We start from the raw sequence: 21,754 nt of genomic DNA, 5'->3' as shown, positions 1-21,754 counted from the left end.
GCCCGAATTGCCAGGTACCTCGCCCTTGACGGGGTCATTACCGCTGCGGAATAGTGTTCTGCAATATGCAGAGCAACATATGTTGTCCGGACAAATGTCATGACTGACCTGCTGGGGCTGGCTGGGCGCATGGTCGTGGTGTCCGGTGCGGGCGGTGGCGGCATCGGTACCACGGTCACGCGCATGGCCGCGGAGGCGGGCGCCACCGTGATCGCAGTGAGCCGGTCGAAAGAGAATCTCGACGAACACGTCGCGCCCCTGGCCGAGCAGGGTTTGTCGGTGGTGCCGGTCTCCGCGGACGCGTCCACCGACGAGGGAATCGCCACGGTGATGCATCACGTGCGGCGCATCGACGGTGTGCTGTACGGGTTGGTGAACATCGCGGGCGGTGCGGCGCCGTCGACGTGGATGCCTGCCACCCGGGTCACGCGCGAGGACTGGCGGGCGCTGTTCGCCGCGAATCTGGAGACCGCGTTCTTCATGAGCCAAGCGGTCGCCGCCGAGATCCGGGCACAGCAGACGCCGGGATCGATCGTCTCGGTGTCCTCGATCAGCGGAATGAACACCGCGCCCTTCCACATCGCCTACGGCACCGCGAAGGCGGCGATCGTGGCGATGACCCGCACCATGGCCGCCGAACTGGCACTGGACAACATCCGCGTCAACGCTGTCGCCCCCGGGGTGACGGCGACAGCCGCGTCGCGCACCTACGTCGACGACGACCCGGATCGTGACCGCACCGCCATCGCGATGGGCCGTCGCGGCACTCCCGAGGAGCAGGCGGGTGCGATCCTCTTTCTGCTGTCGGGCATGTCGAGCTACATCACCGGCCAGACGCTGCTGGTCGACGGCGGCCTCAACCTCAAATGGACGCACCTCGGCGCCGACAACACGTCGCTTTTCCTCGCCGACGAATCCTTCCGCGAAGCCATCAGTCGGCCCTGAAAGGTAGACGAAGTGACCCACACCGAATCCGATCTGGACGCCGCGATCGAAATCGATGGAGACCCGGACGACTCGACGGGGCAGATCGCCGAAGACCTGTCGTCGCCGATGACCATCGGCGTCGACGCCTACATCTCCGAGGATTATGCCCGTGCCGAGCGGGATCGGTTGTGGCGCAAGGTATGGCAACAGGTCGGCCGGGTGGAGGAGATACCTGAGGTCGGCAGTTACCTGACCTACGACATCCTCGACGACTCGATCATCATCGTACGAACGGGCACCGGATCCGGGCCCGACTCCTTCAAGGCGCATCACAACGTGTGCATGCATCGCGGCCGCAAACTGGTCGACAATCCCGAAGGCGCCAAGAACGCCGTCGGGCGGGCCCGCAAGTCCTTCGTCTGCGGATTTCACGGCTGGACATACGGTTTGGACGGAGCCTGCACCCACATCCGCGAACAGGACGACTGGAAGGGTGCGCTGACGCCGGACAACACCCACCTCGTACCCGTCCAGGTCGACACCTGGGGCGGCTGGCTGTTCATCAACATGGACCCGGATTGCGAACCGCTGGTCGACTACCTGTTTCCCGCGGCGAAGATCCTCGACCCGTTCGGTCTGGAGAACATGCGCTACAAGTGGCGCAAGTGGCTCTACTTCGACTGCAACTGGAAGGTCGCGATGGAGGCCTTCAACGAGACCTACCACGTGTTCACCACTCACCCGGAGTTCAACAGGTTCGGCGAATTCAAGGGCTGGGCCAAGGCGCAGGGCAAGCACAGCAACATCGGGTATGACGCTCCCAAAGGGATGGACGAAACCAAGTCCAAAATCCGTTTGGGAACCGGCGATCCGCGTATATCGACCGCTGAGATGCAGGTCTACACCATGGAGGAGACCAACGCGACCACCACCAACACGCTGGTGAACGCAGCTAAGCGGCTGGTCGACGAACTGCCCGAGGGCACTCCCGCCGACCAGGTGCTGCAGCATTGGCTCGCGTCAGCCCGCCGTGACGACGAAGCGCGTGGGGTGATCTGGCCGACGATCCCGGCCGACATTCTCGGTCAGAGCGGGACCGCCTGGCAGATCTTCCCGAACTTCCAGGTCGGCCAGGGCTTGACGAGCGCGCTCTGCTACTCGGCCCGTCCTGATCCGAGCTACAACCCCAACAAGTGCATCTTCGAGGTCGCGGTGTTCGAGCTCTATCCCAAAGATGAAGAGCCGCAAACGGAATGGCAGTACACACCAAAGGACTCGCCGAACTGGCTGTCTGTGCTGCCGCAGGATTTCTCGAATATGGCGGCAGTACAGCAGGGCATGAAGTCGGCCGGCTTCCCCGGTACGAGGCCCAACCCGTACCGCGAGCGCAGCACCGTCAACCTTCATTACCAGCTGTCCAAATACATGGGCACCGGCGAACCACAGGAGCTTTGAGCGATTTCGGTGTAGTTGGTCGCGTTGAGCGCGACCAGCTACACCGAAATCACGAGTTAGGAGATACATGACGACCACCGAGAACACGTGCGGGCCGACCGACACCCCGTCCGACATCGACATCCCCGCGATCCGGGAGAAGTACGCCGCTGAACGGGCCAAACGTCTACGACCCGAGGGTGGGTCGCAGTATTTGGAACTCGAAGGGGAGTTCGCGGAGTTCTCCGAGGTCGACCCCTATACGACGGTGGTCGAGCGCGACCCGGTCGCCGAAGACGTCGACGTCGTCATTCTCGGCGGCGGCTTCTCCGGCCTGCTGGCCGGCGCCTATCTCAAGAAGGCCGGCGTCGACGGCATCCGCGTCATCGAGATGGCGGGCGACTTCGGCGGGGTGTGGTACTGGAACCGGTTCCCTGGAATCCAATGTGACAACGACGCTTACTGCTACATCCCGCTGCTCGAAGAGTTGGACTTCATGCCGTCGAAGAAGTTCGCCGACGGCGCCGAGATCTTTCAGCACTGCCGCAACATCGGCAAGCACTTCGGCCTGTACGACGGCGCGCTGTTCTCCACTCAGGTCCGCGATTTGATCTGGGACGACGCCACCGCGCGCTGGCGTATCAGCACCGACCGCGGAGACGACATCCGCGCTCGCTTCGTCGTGATGGCTCAGGGCTCGTACAACCGCCCGAAACTTCCCGGAATCCCCGGCATCAAGGAGTACCAGGCTGCCGGTGGGCACGTGTTCCACTCCGCGCGTTGGGACTACGACTACACCGGCGGAGACGCCGACGGCGGCCTGACCAAGCTGGCGGACAAGCGCGTCGCACTCGTCGGCACCGGTGCCACGGGCATCCAATTGGTACCGCACCTCGGTCGCGACGCCAAGCACCTGTTCGTATTCCAGCGGACGCCGTCGTCGGTGGATACGCGCACCAACCCCGCCACCGACCCCGACTGGGCTGCGTCGCTGCAACCGGGTTGGCAGGAGGAGCGCAAACGCAACTTCCACAACTGGTCGCCGTTTGTGGGCGTCGTGTTCGGTGAGCCGGATCTGGTGTGCGACTTCTGGACTGAACTCGGCCGCAACCTGACCGCCCGCATCGCGGGTAGCGAGGATCCGGCTTCGGTGACCATCGAGCAGATCATGGCCTTCCGGGAAGAGGAAGACTACAAGATCATGGAGCGGTTACGTCGCCTCGTCGACGAGATCGTCGACGATCCGGACACCGCCGAGACGCTCAAGCCGTACTACCGCTTCATGTGCAAGCGGCCGACGTCCAGCGAGCAGTATCTCGCCACCTTCAACCGACCCAACGTGACGCTGGTCGACGTGTCGGCGTCCAAGGGTGTGGAACGGCTGACCAAAAAGGGAATCGTCGCCGATGGCGTCGAATATGAGGTCGACTGCGTCGTGTTCGCCAGTGGTTTCGAGATCTCGACCGAGATCAGCCGACGCTATGCGATCGATCGAATCGTCGGCCGCGACGGGCTCTCGCTGTTCGACTATTGGCAAGACGACTACAAGACCCTGCACGGGATGACAAGTCGGGGTTTCCCCAACCAGTTCTTCATGGGATTCATCCAGGGCGGCGTTTCGGCCAACACCACGGCGATGTTCGAGCAGCAGGCCAACCACATCGCTTACCTCATCGCCGAGGCGCAGAACCGCGGCGCCACGACGATCGAGCCCAGTCAGGAGGGCCAGGACGCCTGGGTGCAGACCGTCCGTGAACTCGCCATCGACAACTCGGCATTCGAACTGTCGTGCACGCCCGGCTACTACAACAACGAAGGCCAGGGCGGTGCCGTGAAGAACGGCGCATTCCTCGGTGACTTCTATTCGCCCGGCTTCTACGCCTTCGACGAGTTGATCGCGCAGTGGCGGGCCACGGGCGACCTCGACGGGCTTGAACTCCGTGCCTGACCTGAGGTTCGACGGCCGGGTCGCGGTCATCACCGGCGGCGGCAGGGGACTGGGCCGCTCGTACGCCCTGTTGCTGGCGGCGCACGGCGCGAAGGTCGTGGTGAACGACGCCGGCGGAAGTCTCATCGGTGACGGTTCAGATGCCGAGCCTGCCGATGACGTGGTGCGCGAAATCATCGCCGCGGGTGGAGAAGCGGTCGCCAACACCGATTCGGTCGCGACTCCTGAGGGCGGTCAGGCGATCATCGGGACGGCGCTGGACCGGTTCGGTCGCATCGACATCCTCATCCACAACGCCGGAAATGTGCGACGGTCCCCGCTGCGCGAGATGTCCTACGAGGACTTCGAGGCCGTCGTCGACGTACATCTGCGCGGAGCGTTCCACGTTGTGCGCCCGGCTTTTCCGGTGATGTGTGATGCGGACTATGGCCGCATTGTGCTGACATCGTCGATCGGCGGGCTGTACGGCAACCACGGCGTCGCGAACTATGCGGTCGCCAAGGCGGGCGTGATCGGGCTGTCCAACGTCGCCGCGATGGAAGGTGTCGACTACGGCATCAGGAGCAATGTGATCGTGCCCGCCGCCGTCACACGCATGGCCGAGGGCATCGACACCTCGGCGTATCCTCCGATGGGACCAGAGCTGGTGGCGCCCGCCGTCGGATGGCTGGCACACGAGACATGTTCGATCACAGGGGAGATACTCGTCGCGCTCGCGGGCCGGGTGGCGACGGCAAAGGTAGCGGAGACTCCGGGTGTGTACCGGCCGTCGTGGACGATCGCCGACGTCGGTGAGAACATGACGGCGATCCGCGACGACACCGAACCGCTGGTTTTCCCCGTGGTGCCCGACGGCCACGGCGACCACATCCGGTACAGCTTCGCGATGGCAGCGCAGAATGCCTAGCGGTCCGCTGGCGGGCGTCCGCGTCGTCGACCTCACCGCTGTGGTGATGGGGCCGTACTGCACCCAGATCATGGCGGACATGGGCGCCGACGTCGTGAAGGTCGAACCACCCGAGGGCGACATCGTGCGCTACGTCGCCGAGGGGCCCGCGCCCGGTATGAACGGCGTCTTCATGAACGTCAATCGCGGTAAGCGCAGCGTGGTCCTCGATCTGACGTCCGACGAGGGCGTCGTGGCGCTTCGCGCTCTTGTCGAATCAGCCGACGTCTTCATACATTCCATGCGAGCGAAAGCGATCGCCAAGCTCGGATTCGACTACACCGCTGTTGCGGCTATCAATCCGAAGATCATCTACACCAACTGCTACGGCTACAGCAGGCGTGGTCCGGATGCCGACCGCCCGGCCTACGACGACACCATCCAGGCCGAGTGCGGACTACCTGCCGTCCAGAAGGAACTAACAGGAGACGCCACGTACGTGGCAACGATCATGGCGGACAAGGTGACCGGGCTGACGGCGCTGTACGCCACCATGATGGCGCTGTTCCATCGGGAGCGCACCGGGGAGGGGCAGGAAGTCGAAGTCAGCATGTTCGAGACCATGGCCTCCTTCATGTTGGTCGAACATGCCAACGGTGCAATATTCGACCCTCCACTAGGTCCGGCAATCTACCCGCGCACGGTTGCACCAAACCGGCGTCCGTACCGCACGAGTGACGGTCATGTCGCCGCGTTGATCTACAACGACAAGCACTGGAATGCCTTCATCGCGTCGGTGCAACCGGCGTGGAACTGCGATGAGTTTGCGACGCTGGCCCTGCGCGCCAAGCAGATTGACAGGGTCTACGGTTTGCTGGCGCAGACCATGTTGCAGCGCACCACAGCCGAGTGGCTCAAGCTCTTCGCTGAACTCGAGATTCCCGCCACGCCGATCAACACCCTCGACTCTCTGTTCGACTCCCCGCAACTCAATGCGGCCGGTCTGTTCGAAACCGTCGAAACTCCCCAAGGCCCAGTGCGGTTTCCCGGTGTTCCGACATGGTTCTCGCGGACTCCCGGTCGGGTCGCCGGTCCGGCTCCTCGGCTTGGCGAAGACACCGACGAGGTGCTCGGCGAGCTTGGGCTGGCATCGGACCTGAAGAGATCGGGGTAGGGCATGGACTTCACGATGGGCCAGAAGGCCCACGAGCTGCGCGCAGAGTTACGCGAGCTGGTGAACGCCAATGTGCCCGAACACTTTCTGGGTGCCTTCACCGACGATCCCGCCGACCTGGAGACCGCGCAGGCCTTCTGTCGCTTACTCGCCGAGCGCAACCTGCTGTGCCTGTCCTGGCCCGAGGAGTTCGGCGGCGGCGGCGCGTCGGTGTGGGAGCAGACAGTCGTGCGCGAGGAGATGTGGGCCCATCACGAACCGCGCGGAGCCCAGTACATGGGGGTGAACTGGGTCGGGCCGATCATCATGCGACACGGCACCTCCGAACAGCAGCAGAAACATCTGCCACCGATCGCGCGCGGCGAGGTCATCTGGTGCCAGGGTTTCTCCGAACCGGAGGCGGGCTCGGATCTCGCGTCACTGCGCACCGCTGCACGACGCGACGGCGACGATTGGCTGGTCAGCGGTCAGAAGATCTGGACCTCCTACGCGACCATGGCGCAATGGTGCTTCCTGCTGGCGAGGACGTCGAAGGTCGGAGTAGGCGCAACCCAGAAAAAACAACAGGGTCTGACGATCTTCTTGGTGCCGATGGACGATCCGGCGATTCAGGTGCGACCGATCCGCTGCATGATGGGCCCGCACCACCTCAACGAGGTGTTCTTCGACGACCTGCGGGTCACCGAGGCCGACGTGCTCGGCACCGTTGACGCGGGCTGGTCGATCGTGCAGGACGTGATGTCCTTCGAGCGGGTCGGCATCGCCCGGTATGCCCGATGCGAACGGCTACTGGCGGCTGCCCCAACGGTTCTCGGGGGCCGCTGGGAGGACCTGTCCACCGAACTGCGCGGACGCTGGGTGCGGATGCTGACCCACTGCCGCCGCGCGCGCCTGATGGCGTACCGGGTGGTCTCGCTGCAGAGCAGCGGGCGTATCCAGCCCGGTGACGCGGCGGCCTACCGGATCGCCGTCACCAAGCTGGACCAGGACAGCGCCGAGGTACTGATGGACATCGCCGCCGAGGTGTCGCACGACGATCCGCGCGCGGCATGGTTTCTCGGCGAGGTCGAGGACCACTGGAAGTACTCGCAGGCCTCCACCGTGTCATCCGGCAGCATCGAGATGCAGCGCATCCTGCTGTCGCGCAGCCTGCTGGCGGCCACGAGATGATTCTCGATCTCAGCGAGGACGCCAAAGAATATGGCCGTCAGGCTCTTCGCGCATTCGAGGCGGGGGGCGGCGACCAACTCGTACAACAGGCGGAGGCCAAACCCGCCATCCGCGAGTCGCTGGCGGGGCCAGTGCTCGCTGGACTAGGCGCCTGGGAACTCGATCCCCGCAACGACACCGACGGTCTCGAAGCCGCCGCGGCGCTGTGCCGAAGCGCCGGTTACTGGGCGGTGCCCTACCCGGTCGCCGAACGGCTGGCGGCGCCGACCGACCTCGATGCCGACGGTCTGATCGTGGTCGCGCGCACTCGTCCGTCCGGTGCGCTCGCCGGGCTCGAATCACGTTGGGCTGCCGTCACGCTGGACGGGGCCCGGTCGACGGTGTCAGGCATCGGCGGCACAGGGACGGGTTTCGTCACCGAGGTGACACTGTCTGCGATCGACGACGGCGGTGCGGACGATGTGGCGCTGGGACTCGTGCTGCCGTGTTGGACACTGCTCGGCATGCTCGATCGTGCGATCGAACTGACCGTCTCGCACGTCAGCCTGCGCAAGCAGTTCGGGCAGACGCTGTCGTCCTTCCAGGGTGTGCAGTTCCAACTGACCGACGCCGAGGTCGAGCGCAGTGGGCTGGACATCCTCGCCAAGTACGCGCTGTGGAGTATCGGGACCCGCCAGCCGGATGCGCTCAATGACGCGTTGGCGCTGCGGATGTCGGCGATCGAGGCGGCGGAGGTGATCTTCCGGGTGTGCCACCAGCTGCACGGTGCGGTCGGGTTCTGCGACGAGACCACGCTGTCGTGGCTGTCGCGCTACAGCCAACCGCTACGCCGGTTGCCCCTGGGCCTTTCGGCCACGCGCGACGAGCTGACCCGCCGCGTCGGTGGATCCGGATTGACGGGCCTGTTCGCATGAAGGTCGCCGTGATCGGAACCGGCTTCGGTAAGCACGCCGCCGCACCCGTGTATGAAAGTCTCGGGCTCGACGTCGAGGTCATCAGCCCTCGCGACGAGGCGGCGGTGAAGACCGCAATCGCCTCCGACGTCGCCCTCATCTCGGTGCACTCTCCGCCCTTCATGCACGTCGAGCATGTGACGGCCGCAGTCGATCACGGACACGCAGTGCTGTGCGACAAGCCGTTCGGCCGCAACGCCGAGGAGGCGGAGTCGATGCGCGAACACGCCCGCGCCGCCGGTGTACTGAACTTCCTGAACTTCGAATTCCGCTACAACGAGTCGTGGGCGAAGATCAAACAGCTGGCCGACGATGGAATCATCGGCACACCCCTCCATTTGAACTGGACGTTCTACGGCAGCGGCATGCGCGGTCGAAAGTACGGCTGGATCAACGACCGTGAGCTCGGCGGCGGATGGATCGGGGCGTACGGCTCCCATCTGATCGACTTCACGCGCTGGCTGTTCAACAGCGAGGTCGCCGATTGTGGAGGCGTGACCCGGATCGACGGGTCGCCGCCCGGGGCCACTGCCGAAGACGCGTATTCGGCATGGTTCACGATGGCGAACGGCTGCACCGCCGCGCACGACACCGGCTTCGCCGGGTCGGTCCCCCTCGCGCCACGCGCGACACTGCTGGGCAGCGACGGCTCGCTCGAGCTGGCCGGGGACACCAGACTGGTCGTGCATCGGCCAGGCGCGGAACCCCAGACGTTCGAATTCCCACCGGCGCCGCGGAGGTCGCCACCGCCGGCGCTGTCGGCGTTCCTGAGTGACGTCGTCGGTGCGGTACGAACCGGCACACAGATCGCCCCGTCGTTCGACGACGGTGTGGCGGTAGCCCACGCGATGGACAAGCTCCGGGTGAACGCATCATGAGCCTGGACGACTTCCGCGACACTGTGCGCGCGTGGTGCGTCGAGCACATCCCGCCGGACTGGCGTCAGGCCCAAACCGGCGCCACCGACGAGGAATTCGTCGCCTTCCAGAAGTCGTGGTTCGCGACGCTGCACAGCGCCGGCTACGCCGTCCCGCACTGGCCGCGCGAGTGGGGCGGCGGTCTCTCGGTCGCCGAGCAGGTCGTGCTGTACCAGGAGTTGGCCGCCCACGACGCACCACGACTGGTGCTCGCCTTCGTCGGAATCCACCACGCCGCGTCGACCCTGCTCGTTGCGGGCACCGACGAACAGCGCCGTCAACACCTACCCGCGATCCTCGACGGCGAGATCTGGGTGCAGGGCTTCTCCGAACCCGAGGCCGGGTCCGACCTGGCGAGCCTGCGCACCACAGCACGACGCGCGGGCGACACCTTCGTCGTCAACGGCCAGAAGTTGTGGGCCAGCGGCGGCATGCACGCCGACTGGTGCCTGCTGTTGGCCCGCACCGACCCCGAAGCCCCCAAGCGCCCTGGTGCCCGAAAGAGCGCTGGCATTTCGTACTTCCTGCTGGACATGACGACACCCGGCGTGGAGGTGCGGCCGATCCGCAACGCGATCGGCGATTCACATTTCTGCGAGGTGTTCCTCAACGATGTGCGAATCCCCGCCGCCAACCTCATCGGCGATGAGAACCAAGGCTGGCAGGTCGCCCAGGCGACGTTGGGTGCCGAGCGGGGCATGACGATGCTCGAGCTCGCCGAACGTCTCGGCAACGCCGGCTTCCGCTGGCTGTTGCAGAGCAGCCCGGTCGACGACCCGATCGTGGCCGACCGCCTGGCGCAGTTCGAAACCGAGATCGCGGGTCTGCGCGGTATGTGCCGAAAGGTAGTCGAGGATAACGAGAGTGGGAGCGCAGGCCCCGCCGACGCATCCATCGTCAAACTGTTCTACAGCGAGCTGCTGCAGCGGATGACGGATTTCGGCGCGGAGGTCGGGGGACTGGCCGCGCATACCGAGTTGACGAAGCCCATGTCGAGCGGCTGGGAGTCCGGCGCCTGGATGCTCGACTTCATCGGGTCGTGGGAGTGGACGATCCCCGGTGGAGCGAGCGAGATCCAGCGCACCATCATCGGTGAGCGCGGGCTCGGGCTGCCGCGAGAACCGAGTTCCGAGCGGGGCCTTGTGAGACCGCGAGAATCGGGCAGAGTGTGATGACCGACTATTCGGAGTTCCACGACGAGCTGCGCTCGGTCGCAGGTGACCTGCTGGCCAAGGATCGCGCGGTGGACTGGCCGGTGCTCGTCGACGCGGGCTGGGTGGGCCTCGAAGTTCCCGAGCAGTTCGGCGGAGCGGGTGCGACGTTCGCCGAGACCGCGGTGATCTGCGAGGAGATCGGCCGAGCCGCCAGCGCCAACAGCTACCTGGGTAGCGCTGTACTGGCCGTCGGTACCTTGAAAGCGCTGCAGCCCAGTGATACTCGAGATCAGCTACTCACCGACCAGGCATCCGGGGCGGTCAGGCTGGCCGTCGCGATCGAATCGGACTTCGTGCCCGACGCCGAGGGCGCCGACAGGATCCTCATCATCACCGACGACGGCGTCGCCGTCTGCGCGCCGAGCGTCACCGCGCAGCCGGTGCTCGACGACACACGCAGACTGGCCACGGTCACGGCTATCGACAGCGCCGAGGTGCTGCGGTTCGAGGGGGACCCCGCCGCTGCAATGAGGCGCCTACGTGATCGCGCCGCGGTCGCCGTCGCCTGCGACAGCCTGGGCATCTCGGAAGCGATGCTGGACGCGACGGTGGGTTATGCGAAGGTGCGCGAGCAGTTCGGCAGGCCCATCGGCTCGTTCCAGGCCGTCAAGCACGCGTGCGCCGACATGCTCGTCACCGTCTCGGTCGCGCGCCAGCTCGTCGGCGCCGCGGTGCACGCCATTGCCGACGACCGACCCGACGCCGATGTTGCCGCTGCGATGGCCAAGTCGTACGCGTGCGGATCCGCCGTCGACATCGCCGGCAAGGCCATGCAGCTGCACGGCGGCATCGGTTACACGTGGGAGAGCGGCATCCACGTGTACCTCAAACGCGCCGCTCTCAACCGTTCTCTGTTCGGCTCGCCGGCAGCTCACCGCAAGCACATAGCTCAACGCTATCTATAAGGGAATCAAGGAGTTTCACATGGGTGTACCCGTCTACAAACGCATTCTCGACCTGTTCGAGGCCGAGGGCGTCAACACGCTGTTCGGCATCCCGGACCCCAACTTCGTGCACATGTTCTCCGAGGCCGACGCCCGCGGATGGTCGGTGGTGGCACCGCACCACGAGTTGAGCGCCGGCTTCATGGCGGAGGCGGCGTCGCGGATGACCGGCAAGCCCGGCCTGTGTATCGGCACGCTCGGTCCGGGTATGGCGAACATCGCGGGCGCCATCCAGTGCGCCTTGGTGGAGAACTCGCCGGTGATCTTCCTCGGCGGCCAGCGCGCCCGCGTCACCGAACGTCGCGTGCGCCGCGGCCGTATCCAATTCGTGCAGCAGGAACCGCTTTTCGCGAACTCCGTCAAGTACAGCAGCTCGATCGAGTACGCCGACCAGACCGACGAAATCATCCGCGAGGCCATCCGTCGCTCGATGTCCGGAACGCCCGGGCCGTCGTACATCGAGTTCCCGTCGCACGTCATCCTCGAAGAGCTCGACGTCCCGGAACCCCTGCCGCCCAACCGGTATCGCCTCGTCAACCAGGGTGCGGGTGCACCCGAGATCGCAGCGGCTGCCAAGCTGATCCGCGAGGCGAAGAACCCGATCCTGTTGGTGGGCCACGGCGTGCACACGTCGCGCACCCAGCAGGAGGTCAAAGAGCTGGCCGAGCTGATGAACTGTCCCGTCATCCAGACCTCCGGTGGCACGTCGTACATCCCGGGACTGCAGGACCGGACGTTCCCCTACTTGTTCTCCCCGGCCGCCAACGAGGCCGTGGAGGAATCCGACCTGTGTGTCGCGCTGGGGACCGAACTGGGTGAGCCCATGCACTACGGCCGGACCCAGCACTGGGCCGGCAACGACGCCAATCGCAAATGGGTTTATGTCGAACAGGATCCGGCCGCCATCGGCGTCAACCGTCAGTTCGATGTGCCGCTGGTCGGCGATCTGCGCGGTGTTGTGCCGCAGCTCGTCGAGGCGCTGAAGGACACCCCGCGCGCCCCGTCGGCCAACCTCGACAAGCTCGTCAAGGCCGACTCCGAAGAGTTGGCGGAACTCGCCGCATCCGCACCATCGGGACGCGCGCCGATTCACCCGGCGCGCTACGTCGTCGAGGCCACCAAGGCGTTCAAGGAACTCGAGGACGGCATCATGGTCCGCGACGGCGGCGCGACGGTGATCTTCCAGTGGACGTACTCGCAGTCCAAGCCGCGCGACGTGATCTGGAATCAGAACTTCGGCCATCTCGGCACGGGACTGCCGTACGCGGTGGGGGCGTCGGTGGCCGAGGGACGCAAGCGGCCGGTGATGCTGCTGACGAGCGATTCCGCGTTCCTCTTCCACATCGCCGAACTCGAGACCGCCGCGCGAGAGGGCGTGCCCCTGGTCTGCGTCGTGGGCGTCGATCATCAGTGGGGCTTGGAGGTCGGCGTGTACAAGCGCACGTTCTCGCAGCCGTCTCCGCAGCCCGGCGTGCACTGGAGCAAGGACGTCCGGATGGACAAGATCGCCGAGGGATTCGGTTGTCACGGCGAGTACGTGGAGAAGGAAGACGAGATCGGTCCGGCCATCGCCCGCGCCTATGCCAGCGGCAAAGTCGGTGTGGTGCACGTGTGTATCGATCCGAAGGCCAACTCCGAGGAGATGCCGAAGTACGACCGATTCCGCACCTGGTATGCAGAAGGCACCCAGTAACAGCCTGCGTTAGGGAAGAGTGCAAGACATGCGCGAATATCTGAAGTTCTACATCGACGGCAAGTGGGTCGACCCGGTCGAGCCGAAGACGCTCGACGTCGACAACCCGACCACCGAGCAGGTGTCGGGCAAGATCGCGATCGGCGGGGCCGCCGACGTCGACAATGCGGTGAAAGCCGCGAGAAAAGCGTTTGCCACCTGGTCGGTGAGCAGTCGTGAAGAGCGCCTCGATCTCTTGCAGGCGATCCTGGCCGAGTATCAGAAGCGTTCCGCGGATCTCGGTGAGGCGGTGTCCGAGGAGATGGGCGCGCCGCCGTCGCTGGGCTCGGGCACGCAGGTCTATCTCGGCCTCGGACACCTCAACGGTGCCATCGACGCGCTGAAGAATTTCGAGTTCGAAGTGCCCCGCGGCGCGGCGATGATCTTCAAGGAGCCGATCGGGGTCTGCGGTCTGATCACGCCGTGGAACTGGCCCATCAACCAGATCGCATGCAAGGTGTTCCCGGCGCTGGCCACCGGCTGCACGATGGTGCTCAAGCCGTCGGAGGTCGCCCCGTACTCCGGGCAGATCTTCACCGAGATCATGGACGCGGCCGGCACGCCTGCCGGCGTGTACAACATGGTGTTCGGCGAGGGCGCAGGAGTCGGCGCCGCTCTGTCCAGCCACCCGGACATCGACATGGTGTCCTTCACCGGCTCGACGCGGGCCGGCATCGACGTCGCCCGCAACGCCGCGGCGACGGTGAAGCGGGTGACCCAGGAACTCGGCGGCAAGAGCCCGAACATCGTGCTCGACGATGAGAATTTGGTTCAGAACGTCACCCTCGGAGTGCGGGCGATGATGCCGAACTCGGGTCAGAGCTGTAACGCCCCGTCCCGCATGTTGGTGCCCAAGTCCCGCAAGGATGAAGCCATCGCCGCGGCCAAGGCCGCCGCCGAACAGGTCAAGGTCGGCGACCCCGAGGATGGGTCGGCCATCGGGCCGGTCGCATCGAAGGCGCAGTTCGACAAGATCCAGGGCCTGATCCAGAAAGGCATCGAGGAGGGCGCGACGGTCGTCGCCGGTGGCCCCGGTCGGCCTGAGGGCCTGGAGACCGGCTATTACGTCCGGCCGACGGTGTTCGCCGACGTCACCAACGACATGACGATCGCGCGCGAGGAGATCTTCGGGCCGGTGTTGTGCATCCTCGAATACGACGACATCGATCAGGCGATCGAGATCGCCAACGACACCGAGTACGGGTTGGCGGGTTACGTCTCGGCTGCGGACATCGAGGCGGCGCGTGCGGTGGCTCGCCGGATCCGCGCCGGCCAGGTCGCCATCAACCACGCGTTCGACCTGAACACGCCGTTCGGTGGCTACAAGCGCAGCGGCAACGGCCGTGAATGGAGCGAGTTCGGCTTCGACGAGTACCTCGAGATCAAGGGCGCCCTGGGCTACTCACCGGCCTAGATCGCTACGCCTTGAGCAGCGGCCGAAGATCGTCGAGGCGGTCGAAGAGGTGCCAGATGTAGGACGACGACCCGTTCTCCCGGTGTGCGTGCAGATCGGCGAGTTCGGGGTCGTCGCAGTAACTGTCGAACGCGGAACGTGAGTCCCACTCGACGAGGATCAGCACCTTGCGCGGTTCGATGTCGCCGAGGATCGCGTCGTTGAACTGCCCGAGCGCGACGACGCGGCCGCCGTGCTTGGCGACCTCTTGGGGCGAGCGTTTCGAGTACGCGAGGTACTCCTCGCGATCGGCGATATCGAAGAGGTTCAGCGCGTATATCGTCACGTGGGTGACGGTACAGGGCGAAAAGTACGAATATGCGATCGATTTCGACAAGGTCGCGGCCATCGACATTCACACTCACGTCGAGGTCGACGCGCACGGCCACAAGGCGTACGACGACGAGCTGGTCGACGCGGTCGGCAAGTACTTCAAACGAGGACCCGGCGCGCTGTCGAGCGTCGACGCGTTGGCCGACGAGTACCGGCGGCACAACACGGCGGCGGTCGTCTTCACCGTCGACGCGCGCACTGGCATGCGGCATACGCCGAACTCGATCGAAGACCTCATCGCGGGCGCGGTGCGCAACAACGACGTGCTGATCCCGTTCGGCAGCGTCGACCCGTGGCATGAGCGCCGCGCGGTCCATCGCGTCCACGAACTCGTCCGCGACTACGGGGTGAAGGGCTTCAAATTCCACCCGAGCATGCAGGCCTTCGAGCCGAACAACCGAAAGTTCTACCCCATCTACGAGGCGATCGCCGAGGCCGGCGTGCCCGCGCTGTTTCACACCGGGCAGACGGGAATGGGCGCGGGTCTGCCCGGCGGGCACCGCATCAAGCTGCGGTACTCGGATCCGATGCTGCTGGACGACGTCGCCGCCGATTTCCCGGAGATGACGATCGTGATGGCGCACCCGGCGGTGCCCTGGGTCGACTCGCAGATCGCGATCGCCACGCACAAGACCAATGTCTACATCGATCTGTCGGGCTGGTCGCCGAAGTACTTTCCGCCGCAACTGGTGCGCGCCGCGAGCCGACAACTGCGGACCAAGGTGCTGTTCGGAACCGACTACCCGTACATCCAGCTGGACCGCTGGCGTCGGGACTTCGACGAGCTCGATGTCGATCCGGCGGTGGTGCCGCTGATCTACAAAGAAAACGCACTACGAGTACTGGGCATCCGATGAGTTTCTGACGGGGCGGTGGTCTGCATCGGTGACTGGATGTCGCCGCCGGGGCGGCTCCGGGACCGACCCACCATCTCGAAGGAGACCATCGTGCCCGTCCGCACTTCCGCCCCCGTGGGGGCACCGATCTGGATCGACCTGGCGTCGTCGGATGTCAACCGCTCCAAGGAGTTCTACGCCGGGGTGTTCGGCTGGACCTTCGAGGCGTCCGGACCGGAGTTCGGCGGGTACGTCAATGCGTTCTGCGACGGGAAACCCGTTGCCGGGCTGAACTTCAACGATCCGCAGTGGAACGTCCCCGACGCGTGGGCGACGTACCTGCACACGACCGACGCCAAGGCCACGCTCGACAAGGCGGTTGCGGTGGGCGGCGTTGCCTGCACGGAGGGTCCGCCCGAGCCCATGCAGATCGGCGACCGGGGTCAGATGGGCATGCTGAGCGATCCGACGGGCGCGTTCGTCGGACTGTGGCAGCCGGCGGGCCACCGAGGCTTCGAAGTCGTCAACGAGAACGGCGCGCCAACGTACTTCCAGCTGACCACCCGCGAGTACGGCAAGGCGCTCGACTTCTATCGCGAGGTCTTCGACTGGAACATCGAGACCGTGTCGGACACCGACGAATTCCGCTACAGCACAGCCAACTTCGACGGCGAGGCGTTGCTCGGTGTCATGGCAATGGACGTCGAACCCAGCTGGTTCTTCTTCCTCGGTGCCGACGACGTCGACAAGACCGTGCAGTTGGTCCTCGACAACGGCGGCAGCGTCATCCGCGACGCCGAGGACACCCCATACGGCCGGTTGGCCTCGGTCGCCGACTCCACGGGAGCAGGCTTCAACCTGTCGTCGCTGGACTAGGCGATCTTCAGCGAGTCAGCGCCGCCGACGTACACGATCCCGGACGGGTTCGGGGTGGTGGCGGCGTTGACGATCGCGCCTGCGAACGTCGCATCTCCCGCATCGCTGGATACCACCGTGAAGTGCACTCCCGCCCGGCGGAACACCGACCGCAGTGCATACAGCGCGGTTTCGCCGGCCCACTTGCTCGCGGCAACGGCCGTCTGACCCTTCGGCACCGCCCGGTGCGGGAAGAAATGGGCCGCGTGGCTGGTGACGAACACGATGCGGCCGCCGGCCGGCATCAGCGGCACGGTCTTCAGTGCAATGCGGCGCTGGGCGTCACGGTTGAGGCGCTTTGCGTTTCCGAGATCGGTGCCGGCCCCGGGGCTGACGGATGCATTCAGAATGGCCGCGTCCAGACGGCCGAAACGATGCGAGATGGTGTCGATCATCGCCGCGCACTCGGCCTCGTCGGCGATGTCGGCGCGCAACGTCGAGGCATGTCCACCTGCATCGCGGATGGACTGGGCGATAGATTCGGCTCGCTCGGCATGCTCGCGGAAGTTCACGACGACATGGGTGTCGGGGCTGGCGAGTCTCTGCGCGATCTCCGCGCCGATACCCCTCGACCCGCCGGTGACCAGGACAATCCGTAAAGGTGCTTGATGCATGTCGGCTTCCTTTCGTCGCTGCAGTGCGTGCGCCTTGGGTCTCACCGTACACCTATTCTTAAGAAAAATAAGGCTTACATAAGGTCACAATAAGGCTGCGGTCGCGGTGTGTTCTCGTAACACGAATCGGCGGGCTGGGTAGTTCACGTTGCGGAAAGTCCATGATGGAAGGCGTGGAGTCGACCCGCGTGGACAGATGGCTGTGGTCGGTCCGGCTCGTCAAGACGCGGCCCGACGCCGCCGACGCCTGCCGGGGCGGACACGTGCAGGTGAACGGCCGGCCCGCGAAACCCGCCACCATGGTGTCACCGGGCGACGAGGTACGCGCATTGGTGGGCCAGACCATGCGGGTGGTCGAGGTGGTGCGGGTGATCCAGAAGCGGGTGGGGGCGGCCGATGCCGCGACGTGCTTTCTCGACCGAACACCCACACCTGAGCCCACCGAGACGATGGCGATCGCTGTGCGCGACCGGGGTGCCGGCCGGCCGACCAAGCGAGACCGCCGACGGCTGGACAAGCTGCGCGCAGGCCGACTCTGAGCAGCTTCAGCCTGTCATCGCTGGAAGGATGAGCTGATGCCCGAGACCTACGTGAAAGCGTGCATCAACGGAGCTCGCACCCCTGACGAGCACCCGGACTTGCCGGTCACCCCCGATCAGCTGGCGGCCTCGGCGCTCGCCGCGCACCAGGCCGGCGCCAAGGCCGTCCATATGCACCCGAAGACCGCCGACGGAGTCGACTCGCTGGAGGCATCTGTCGTCGACGCCGCGGTTGCGGCGGTGCGCCATGTAACGCCCGGGCTGCCCCTGGGCGTGACGACGGGTTTCTGGGCGCTGCCCGATGTGGGGGCCCGGCTGCGGGCTGTCGGCAAATGGAGTGAACTGCCCGACTTCGCCTCGGTGAACTGGCATGAGCCCGGCTCCGATGAGCTTGCCGAACGGCTGCTCGATCGAGGAGTCGGAGTCGAGGCCGGCATCTTCCACGCCGAGGCGGCCGCGTCCTGGGCGGCCTCTGAACTGGCACCGCACTGTATGCGGGTGATGGTCGAGTTGGCGGGCGACGGCGATGTGGTGACCGCGGACGAACTGCTCACTCAAGTGAAGGCCGCAGGCTCGCCCGCGCCGGTGTTGTTGCACGGTCTGGACGAAAGCTGTTGGCCGTTACTGGAACATGCCGGGGTGTGTGGTGTCCAGACTCGCATTGGTCTGGAAGACACGCTTCGGTTGCCGGACGGCTCGCGCGCGCCGGGAAACGCCGAACTGGTCTCCGCCGCTGTGCAGTTGCTCAGTCGGCTGGTGCCCCGAGGGCGAAGTCGGCGAAGTCGAATCCCGGGACCACGACACAGCTGACGAGGCAGGGCTGATCGTCACGCGGGCGGGCGCGCTGCCAGTGCCCGGGCGGCACGACGATCTGCGGGCTCTCGCCACCCATGATGTCCGAGCCGAGTAGATGTGTTGTGGCGGTGTCCTGTTCGGGACCGATCTCGAGGAGCAGCGGCCCCCCGGAGTGATACAGCCACAGCTCGGCACTGCGCACGGTGTGCCATGCCGACTGCTGGCCGGGCATCAGTAGGAACAGGATGGCCGTCCCGGCGTTGCGCGGGCCGTTGTAATCCTGGGGAAGTGCCGATTGGGGCACCGTCAACTCGCTGCGCCAGGTCTCCCTGAAATAGCCGCCCTCGGGGTGAGGAGCCATGCCGACGTGGCGCGCCCAGTCGGGTAGTTCGGTCATCGTCATACCGTAGTCTCGACGCATGTCGCGCCTGCGTCCCGGATGGCTGGTCGCACTGTGCGCGACGGTCCTTGTGGTCAATGCGTGGATGCCCTGGCTGACGGCTGACGGTGCTCGGGCCAGCGCGGTCGGCGGCGTGGTCGGCGATATGGATGAGTTGCGGAATCGGTTATCCGGCTTCGGCGTAGGTCAACTCATCGTCCTGCTGTCGGCGACGTTGATCGTGGCGGGAGCGATGGCGGCGCGGGGGTTGTCGGCCCGGGTGGCATCCTCGGCAGCACTGGCCATTTCGGTGCTGCTGGTGGTTCTCACGGTGTTCTACTACCGGTTGTATGTGTACACGCCGGTGTCGGCTGGATTCGGCTTCTATATCGGCGTCGCGGCGGCGATCACGGCGGCGGTGCTGTCGGTGATGACGATGGTCGCTGCGTGGTCGGCGGCCACCGTGCGAACGCCATGAGCGGGTACGTCGAACCGATCTCGCTGACCGGAGACCGCTGGGTAAAGCTGGAACCTCTTGGCTCAGAACATGTTCCGGAGATCAAAGCCGCCGCTGCCGATGGCGAACTCGGGCGCCTGTGGTTCACCGCGGCGCCGGCCCCAGAGGCGGTCGAGCGATGGGTCGACGCTCGGCTGGCCGTACAGACGCCGGACACCGGACTGACGATGGTCGTGCGTCGGCTGGACGGCACGTTCGTCGGCTCGTCGAGCTTCATGAACGTGGACCCGGCCAACCGGCGACTCGAGATCGGCAACACGTGGTACGTGGAGTCGGCGCGGCGCAGCGGGGTCAACAGCGAGACGAAGCTGCTGATGCTCGGCCATGCTTTCGATCAATTGGATTGTGTCGCAGTTGAATTCCGTACGCACTTCTTCAATTTCACCAGCCGAAAGGCGATCGAGAGCCTGGGCGCCAAGCTCGACGGCGTGTTGCGCAGTAACCAGCTGCTGGCCGACGGATCGCGGCGCGACACCGTCGTGTACTCGATTCTGGACATCGAGTGGCCGTCGGTGCGCAACAACCTGCGGTACCGGCTGGGCCGTCACGCGTGACCGGATGCCTCTTGGGCGCGCGAGACTGCGGACAGATCGCGTTTTCGAGCTGAATCGCGATCTGCCCGCAGTCTCGATTGAGCGGTTACTCCGAGTCGGCGGTGGTTGGCTCGATCGACTGTTGTCTGCCGCTGTGGGCGACCTCGATCTTGCGCGGCTTCGCGCGCTCGGCGACCGGGATCGTCACGGTCAGGACGCCGTTCTCGTAGGTCGCCGAAATCGCCGTTGCATCAATCCCTTCCCCAAGGGAAAGCTGCCTGCGGTAGGTGCCGAAGAACCGCTCGTTCGCCAGCCACTGGACGGAGTCCTCGGAGCGGGCAGTGCGGTGCGCGGAGATCGTGAGGGTGCCGCTGTCGACGTCGACATCCACCGATCCGGGATCGATACCGGGCAGGTCCGCTGTCAGGACGTAATGGTCATCGATCTTGCAGAGGTCCATCGGCATGAACCGAGGGGTGCGAGTCGATCCGGTCTGGCTGGTCAGCAAGCCACGGGTCAAGGCGTCAAGGTCACTGAACGGATCAAAACGAAGCACAGCAATTCACCTCCTACGTAACTCAGAGCCCGCCACCCTGGCGGGCGACCAAATCACTGTGCACCTGCGAGATTAGCACTCTCGGGCAGAGAGTGCCAGTGACTTTCGGCCCTAATTTCACACCGCGGCGACATGCGCGCCACGCAGTGGTTCGGAGCACTGATCGCATGTCAGGACGGGTACGAACCGGCGGCCGCACGCCGTGTGGGCGAGGGCTACCGCCGGTCCCTCGGGTGACTGGTACCAACGCTGCGCCCACTGCAGGGCGGTCACTAGGACCGGATACAGCGCCCGGCCCTTCTCGGTCAGGCGGTATCGGTTGTCGGACATCTCGAACACCCCATTGGCCGTGAAGATCGCCAGCCGGTCGGCGATCGAGCCCGGGGGCGCGCCCAGCTGCGTCTGAAAATCGGTGAAGCGACTCATCCCCACAAACGCGGCGACCAACAGCGCGAATCCCCATCGGTTGCCCATGACGCTCATCGTCTGAGGGAACAACCCTGCCGACTGATCGGACGCCGACCGTCGTCGCGTCGCCGCCACCGGAATCGACCGTGACCACGAGCCGCTCGGACCCCACTGTGCGACGACGTCTTTCTCGCTCGCCGCCTCTTTACATGAGCCGCAGGCGACGATCGGTGCGAAGTCGCCGCCGCACGATGTGTGACGCATGCCGGGCAGCGGATCGTCGTGGTCGGGCACCCAGTGGCGTTCCCACTCCCAGATCGACAGCAGCACCGGCCACAGCGATCGGGAGCGTTCGGTGATGACGTATTCCGAACGTGGTGGATTGGATTGGTACGAGCGGCTTTCGAGCAGCGCTTCACCGGTCAGCAATCGCAGCCGCGCCGTCAGCACGGAGTTCGAAATGGGTAGCCGGGCGCGGAAGTCGCCGTACCGCGTCGCGCCGAGGAGCGCCTGCTGGACGACGAGCAGAGTCCACTCGTCGCCCAGGAGCCCCAACATGCGCGCGACGGCGTTGGGG

Annotated in this window: 23 protein-coding genes; 18 read left to right on the top strand and 5 right to left on the bottom strand. The window is 65.5% G+C overall.

Features of this window, described 5'->3' with window-relative positions:
* Positions 1-99: 99 nt before the first annotated feature.
* From M1248_RS19255 to M1248_RS19200, 12 genes are all read left to right on the top strand, one after another.
* The gene (locus M1248_RS19255) at positions 100-945 is read left to right on the top strand and encodes an SDR family NAD(P)-dependent oxidoreductase (RefSeq protein WP_317149403.1); all 846 of its coding nucleotides are present in this window, start codon (positions 100-102) and stop codon (positions 943-945) included.
* Positions 946-957: 12 nt separating this feature from the next.
* Positions 958-2,382, top strand: a complete 1,425-nt coding sequence (locus tag M1248_RS19250; RefSeq protein WP_163730709.1) for an aromatic ring-hydroxylating oxygenase subunit alpha — start codon at positions 958-960, stop codon at positions 2,380-2,382.
* Positions 2,383-2,449: 67 nt separating this feature from the next.
* On the top strand, positions 2,450-4,309 hold the full coding sequence (locus tag M1248_RS19245; RefSeq protein ID WP_317149402.1) for an NAD(P)/FAD-dependent oxidoreductase: 1,860 nt from the start codon (positions 2,450-2,452) through the stop codon (positions 4,307-4,309).
* Positions 4,302-5,216: an SDR family NAD(P)-dependent oxidoreductase gene (locus M1248_RS19240; RefSeq protein WP_317149401.1), complete on the top strand. Its 915-nt coding sequence runs from the start codon at positions 4,302-4,304 to the stop codon at positions 5,214-5,216. The genes M1248_RS19245 and M1248_RS19240 overlap by 8 nt, the downstream gene beginning before the upstream one ends.
* Positions 5,209-6,369: a CaiB/BaiF CoA transferase family protein gene (locus M1248_RS19235; protein WP_163730706.1), complete on the top strand. Its 1,161-nt coding sequence runs from the start codon at positions 5,209-5,211 to the stop codon at positions 6,367-6,369. Before M1248_RS19240 ends, M1248_RS19235 begins: the two co-directional genes overlap by 8 nt.
* A 3-nt stretch (positions 6,370-6,372) precedes the next feature.
* Positions 6,373-7,539, top strand: coding sequence for an acyl-CoA dehydrogenase family protein (locus M1248_RS19230; protein ID WP_317149400.1), 1,167 nt, complete (start codon positions 6,373-6,375; stop codon positions 7,537-7,539).
* Positions 7,536-8,453, top strand: a complete 918-nt coding sequence (locus M1248_RS19225) for an acyl-CoA dehydrogenase family protein (RefSeq protein WP_317149399.1) — start codon at positions 7,536-7,538, stop codon at positions 8,451-8,453. The genes M1248_RS19230 and M1248_RS19225 overlap by 4 nt, the downstream gene beginning before the upstream one ends.
* Positions 8,450-9,370, top strand: a complete 921-nt coding sequence (locus tag M1248_RS19220) for a Gfo/Idh/MocA family oxidoreductase (protein ID WP_317149398.1) — start codon at positions 8,450-8,452, stop codon at positions 9,368-9,370. The genes M1248_RS19225 and M1248_RS19220 overlap by 4 nt, the downstream gene beginning before the upstream one ends.
* Positions 9,367-10,581, top strand: a complete 1,215-nt coding sequence (locus M1248_RS19215) for an acyl-CoA dehydrogenase family protein (protein WP_163730702.1) — start codon at positions 9,367-9,369, stop codon at positions 10,579-10,581. Before M1248_RS19220 ends, M1248_RS19215 begins: the two co-directional genes overlap by 4 nt.
* A complete protein-coding gene (locus M1248_RS19210) occupies positions 10,581-11,528 on the top strand; it encodes an acyl-CoA dehydrogenase family protein (protein ID WP_163730701.1) in 948 nt (315 codons plus the stop codon). The genes M1248_RS19215 and M1248_RS19210 overlap by 1 nt, the downstream gene beginning before the upstream one ends.
* 19 nt (positions 11,529-11,547) lie before the next feature.
* Entirely contained in the window at positions 11,548-13,260 is a 1,713-nt protein-coding gene (locus M1248_RS19205) for a thiamine pyrophosphate-binding protein (RefSeq protein WP_163730700.1), read from the top strand.
* Positions 13,261-13,288: 28 nt separating this feature from the next.
* Positions 13,289-14,713 (top strand): aldehyde dehydrogenase family protein, encoded by a 1,425-nt coding sequence (locus M1248_RS19200; RefSeq protein ID WP_163730699.1) that lies wholly within the window; start codon positions 13,289-13,291, stop codon positions 14,711-14,713.
* 4 nt (positions 14,714-14,717) lie between these two features.
* Here M1248_RS19200 and M1248_RS19195 read toward each other — a convergent pair whose 3' ends face one another.
* Entirely contained in the window at positions 14,718-15,038 is a 321-nt protein-coding gene (locus tag M1248_RS19195; protein ID WP_317149397.1) for a DUF1330 domain-containing protein, read from the bottom strand.
* A 4-nt stretch (positions 15,039-15,042) separates the two neighbouring features.
* Here M1248_RS19195 and M1248_RS19190 point away from each other — a divergent pair, with 4 nt between their 5' ends.
* Entirely contained in the window at positions 15,043-15,942 is a 900-nt protein-coding gene (locus M1248_RS19190; protein ID WP_163730697.1) for an amidohydrolase family protein, read from the top strand.
* 90 nt (positions 15,943-16,032) lie between these two features.
* Entirely contained in the window at positions 16,033-16,797 is a 765-nt protein-coding gene (locus M1248_RS19185) for a VOC family protein (RefSeq protein WP_317149396.1), read from the top strand.
* On the opposite strand, the gene M1248_RS19180 is transcribed toward M1248_RS19185, so the two are convergent.
* The gene (locus M1248_RS19180; protein WP_163730695.1) at positions 16,794-17,450 is read right to left on the bottom strand and encodes an SDR family oxidoreductase; all 657 of its coding nucleotides are present in this window, start codon (positions 17,448-17,450) and stop codon (positions 16,794-16,796) included. The genes M1248_RS19185 and M1248_RS19180 overlap by 4 nt on opposite strands.
* Positions 17,451-17,611: 161 nt before the next feature.
* Between M1248_RS19180 and M1248_RS19175 the strand changes: the two genes are divergently transcribed.
* Together M1248_RS19175 and M1248_RS19170 are read left to right on the top strand one after the other, a co-directional pair.
* Positions 17,612-17,989 (top strand): RNA-binding S4 domain-containing protein, encoded by a 378-nt coding sequence (locus tag M1248_RS19175; RefSeq protein WP_163730694.1) that lies wholly within the window; start codon positions 17,612-17,614, stop codon positions 17,987-17,989.
* Positions 17,990-18,025: 36 nt separating this feature from the next.
* Positions 18,026-18,799 carry a 3-keto-5-aminohexanoate cleavage protein gene (locus tag M1248_RS19170; RefSeq protein ID WP_317149395.1) on the top strand — a complete coding sequence of 258 codons (774 nt, stop codon included), beginning with the start codon at positions 18,026-18,028 and terminating at the stop codon, positions 18,797-18,799.
* Here the strand turns inward: M1248_RS19170 and M1248_RS19165 are convergent.
* Positions 18,735-19,181: a cupin domain-containing protein gene (locus tag M1248_RS19165; protein WP_317149394.1), complete on the bottom strand. Its 447-nt coding sequence runs from the start codon at positions 19,179-19,181 to the stop codon at positions 18,735-18,737. The two genes, M1248_RS19170 and M1248_RS19165, sit on opposite strands and share 65 nt — an antisense overlap.
* A 22-nt stretch (positions 19,182-19,203) precedes the next feature.
* Between M1248_RS19165 and M1248_RS19160 the strand changes: the two genes are divergently transcribed.
* Together M1248_RS19160 and M1248_RS19155 are read left to right on the top strand one after the other, a co-directional pair.
* Entirely contained in the window at positions 19,204-19,641 is a 438-nt protein-coding gene (locus M1248_RS19160; protein WP_163730691.1) for a hypothetical protein, read from the top strand.
* Entirely contained in the window at positions 19,638-20,234 is a 597-nt protein-coding gene (locus M1248_RS19155; RefSeq protein WP_163730690.1) for a GNAT family N-acetyltransferase, read from the top strand. Before M1248_RS19160 ends, M1248_RS19155 begins: the two co-directional genes overlap by 4 nt.
* Positions 20,235-20,319: 85 nt before the next feature.
* Here M1248_RS19155 and M1248_RS19150 read toward each other — a convergent pair whose 3' ends face one another.
* Both M1248_RS19150 and M1248_RS19145 read right to left on the bottom strand, forming a co-directional pair.
* On the bottom strand, positions 20,320-20,769 hold the full coding sequence (locus tag M1248_RS19150; RefSeq protein ID WP_163730689.1) for an Hsp20/alpha crystallin family protein: 450 nt from the start codon (positions 20,767-20,769) through the stop codon (positions 20,320-20,322).
* A 117-nt stretch (positions 20,770-20,886) separates the two neighbouring features.
* Entirely contained in the window at positions 20,887-21,735 is an 849-nt protein-coding gene (locus M1248_RS19145) for a winged helix-turn-helix transcriptional regulator (protein WP_317149452.1), read from the bottom strand.
* Positions 21,736-21,754: the final 19 nt, after the last annotated feature.

Source organism: Mycobacterium sp. 29Ha (genome assembly GCF_032883055.1).
GTDB lineage: Bacteria > Actinomycetota > Actinomycetes > Mycobacteriales > Mycobacteriaceae > Mycobacterium > Mycobacterium gallinarum.
Note: the sequence above shows the minus strand (reverse complement) of the source record. Positions and strands in the feature narration are given on the sequence as shown.

Coding starts and splice junctions, on each gene's coding strand:
- M1248_RS19255 (WP_317149403.1), top strand. CDS start 100: ATGACTGACCTGCTGGGGCTGGCTGGGCGCATGGTCGTGGTGTCCGGT.
- M1248_RS19245 (WP_317149402.1), top strand. CDS start 2,450: ATGACGACCACCGAGAACACGTGCGGGCCGACCGACACCCCGTCCGAC.
- M1248_RS19235 (WP_163730706.1), top strand. CDS start 5,209: ATGCCTAGCGGTCCGCTGGCGGGCGTCCGCGTCGTCGACCTCACCGCT.
- M1248_RS19230 (WP_317149400.1), top strand. CDS start 6,373: ATGGACTTCACGATGGGCCAGAAGGCCCACGAGCTGCGCGCAGAGTTA.
- M1248_RS19225 (WP_317149399.1), top strand. CDS start 7,536: ATGATTCTCGATCTCAGCGAGGACGCCAAAGAATATGGCCGTCAGGCT.
- M1248_RS19220 (WP_317149398.1), top strand. CDS start 8,450: ATGAAGGTCGCCGTGATCGGAACCGGCTTCGGTAAGCACGCCGCCGCA.
- M1248_RS19215 (WP_163730702.1), top strand. CDS start 9,367: ATGAGCCTGGACGACTTCCGCGACACTGTGCGCGCGTGGTGCGTCGAG.
- M1248_RS19210 (WP_163730701.1), top strand. CDS start 10,581: ATGACCGACTATTCGGAGTTCCACGACGAGCTGCGCTCGGTCGCAGGT.
- M1248_RS19205 (WP_163730700.1), top strand. CDS start 11,548: ATGGGTGTACCCGTCTACAAACGCATTCTCGACCTGTTCGAGGCCGAG.
- M1248_RS19200 (WP_163730699.1), top strand. CDS start 13,289: ATGCGCGAATATCTGAAGTTCTACATCGACGGCAAGTGGGTCGACCCG.
- M1248_RS19180 (WP_163730695.1), bottom strand. CDS start 17,450: ATGCATCAAGCACCTTTACGGATTGTCCTGGTCACCGGCGGGTCGAGG.
- M1248_RS19175 (WP_163730694.1), top strand. CDS start 17,612: ATGATGGAAGGCGTGGAGTCGACCCGCGTGGACAGATGGCTGTGGTCG.
- M1248_RS19170 (WP_317149395.1), top strand. CDS start 18,026: ATGCCCGAGACCTACGTGAAAGCGTGCATCAACGGAGCTCGCACCCCT.
- M1248_RS19165 (WP_317149394.1), bottom strand. CDS start 19,181: ATGACCGAACTACCCGACTGGGCGCGCCACGTCGGCATGGCTCCTCAC.
- M1248_RS19160 (WP_163730691.1), top strand. CDS start 19,204: ATGTCGCGCCTGCGTCCCGGATGGCTGGTCGCACTGTGCGCGACGGTC.
- M1248_RS19155 (WP_163730690.1), top strand. CDS start 19,638: ATGAGCGGGTACGTCGAACCGATCTCGCTGACCGGAGACCGCTGGGTA.
- M1248_RS19145 (WP_317149452.1), bottom strand. CDS start 21,735: ATGTTGGGGCTCCTGGGCGACGAGTGGACTCTGCTCGTCGTCCAGCAG.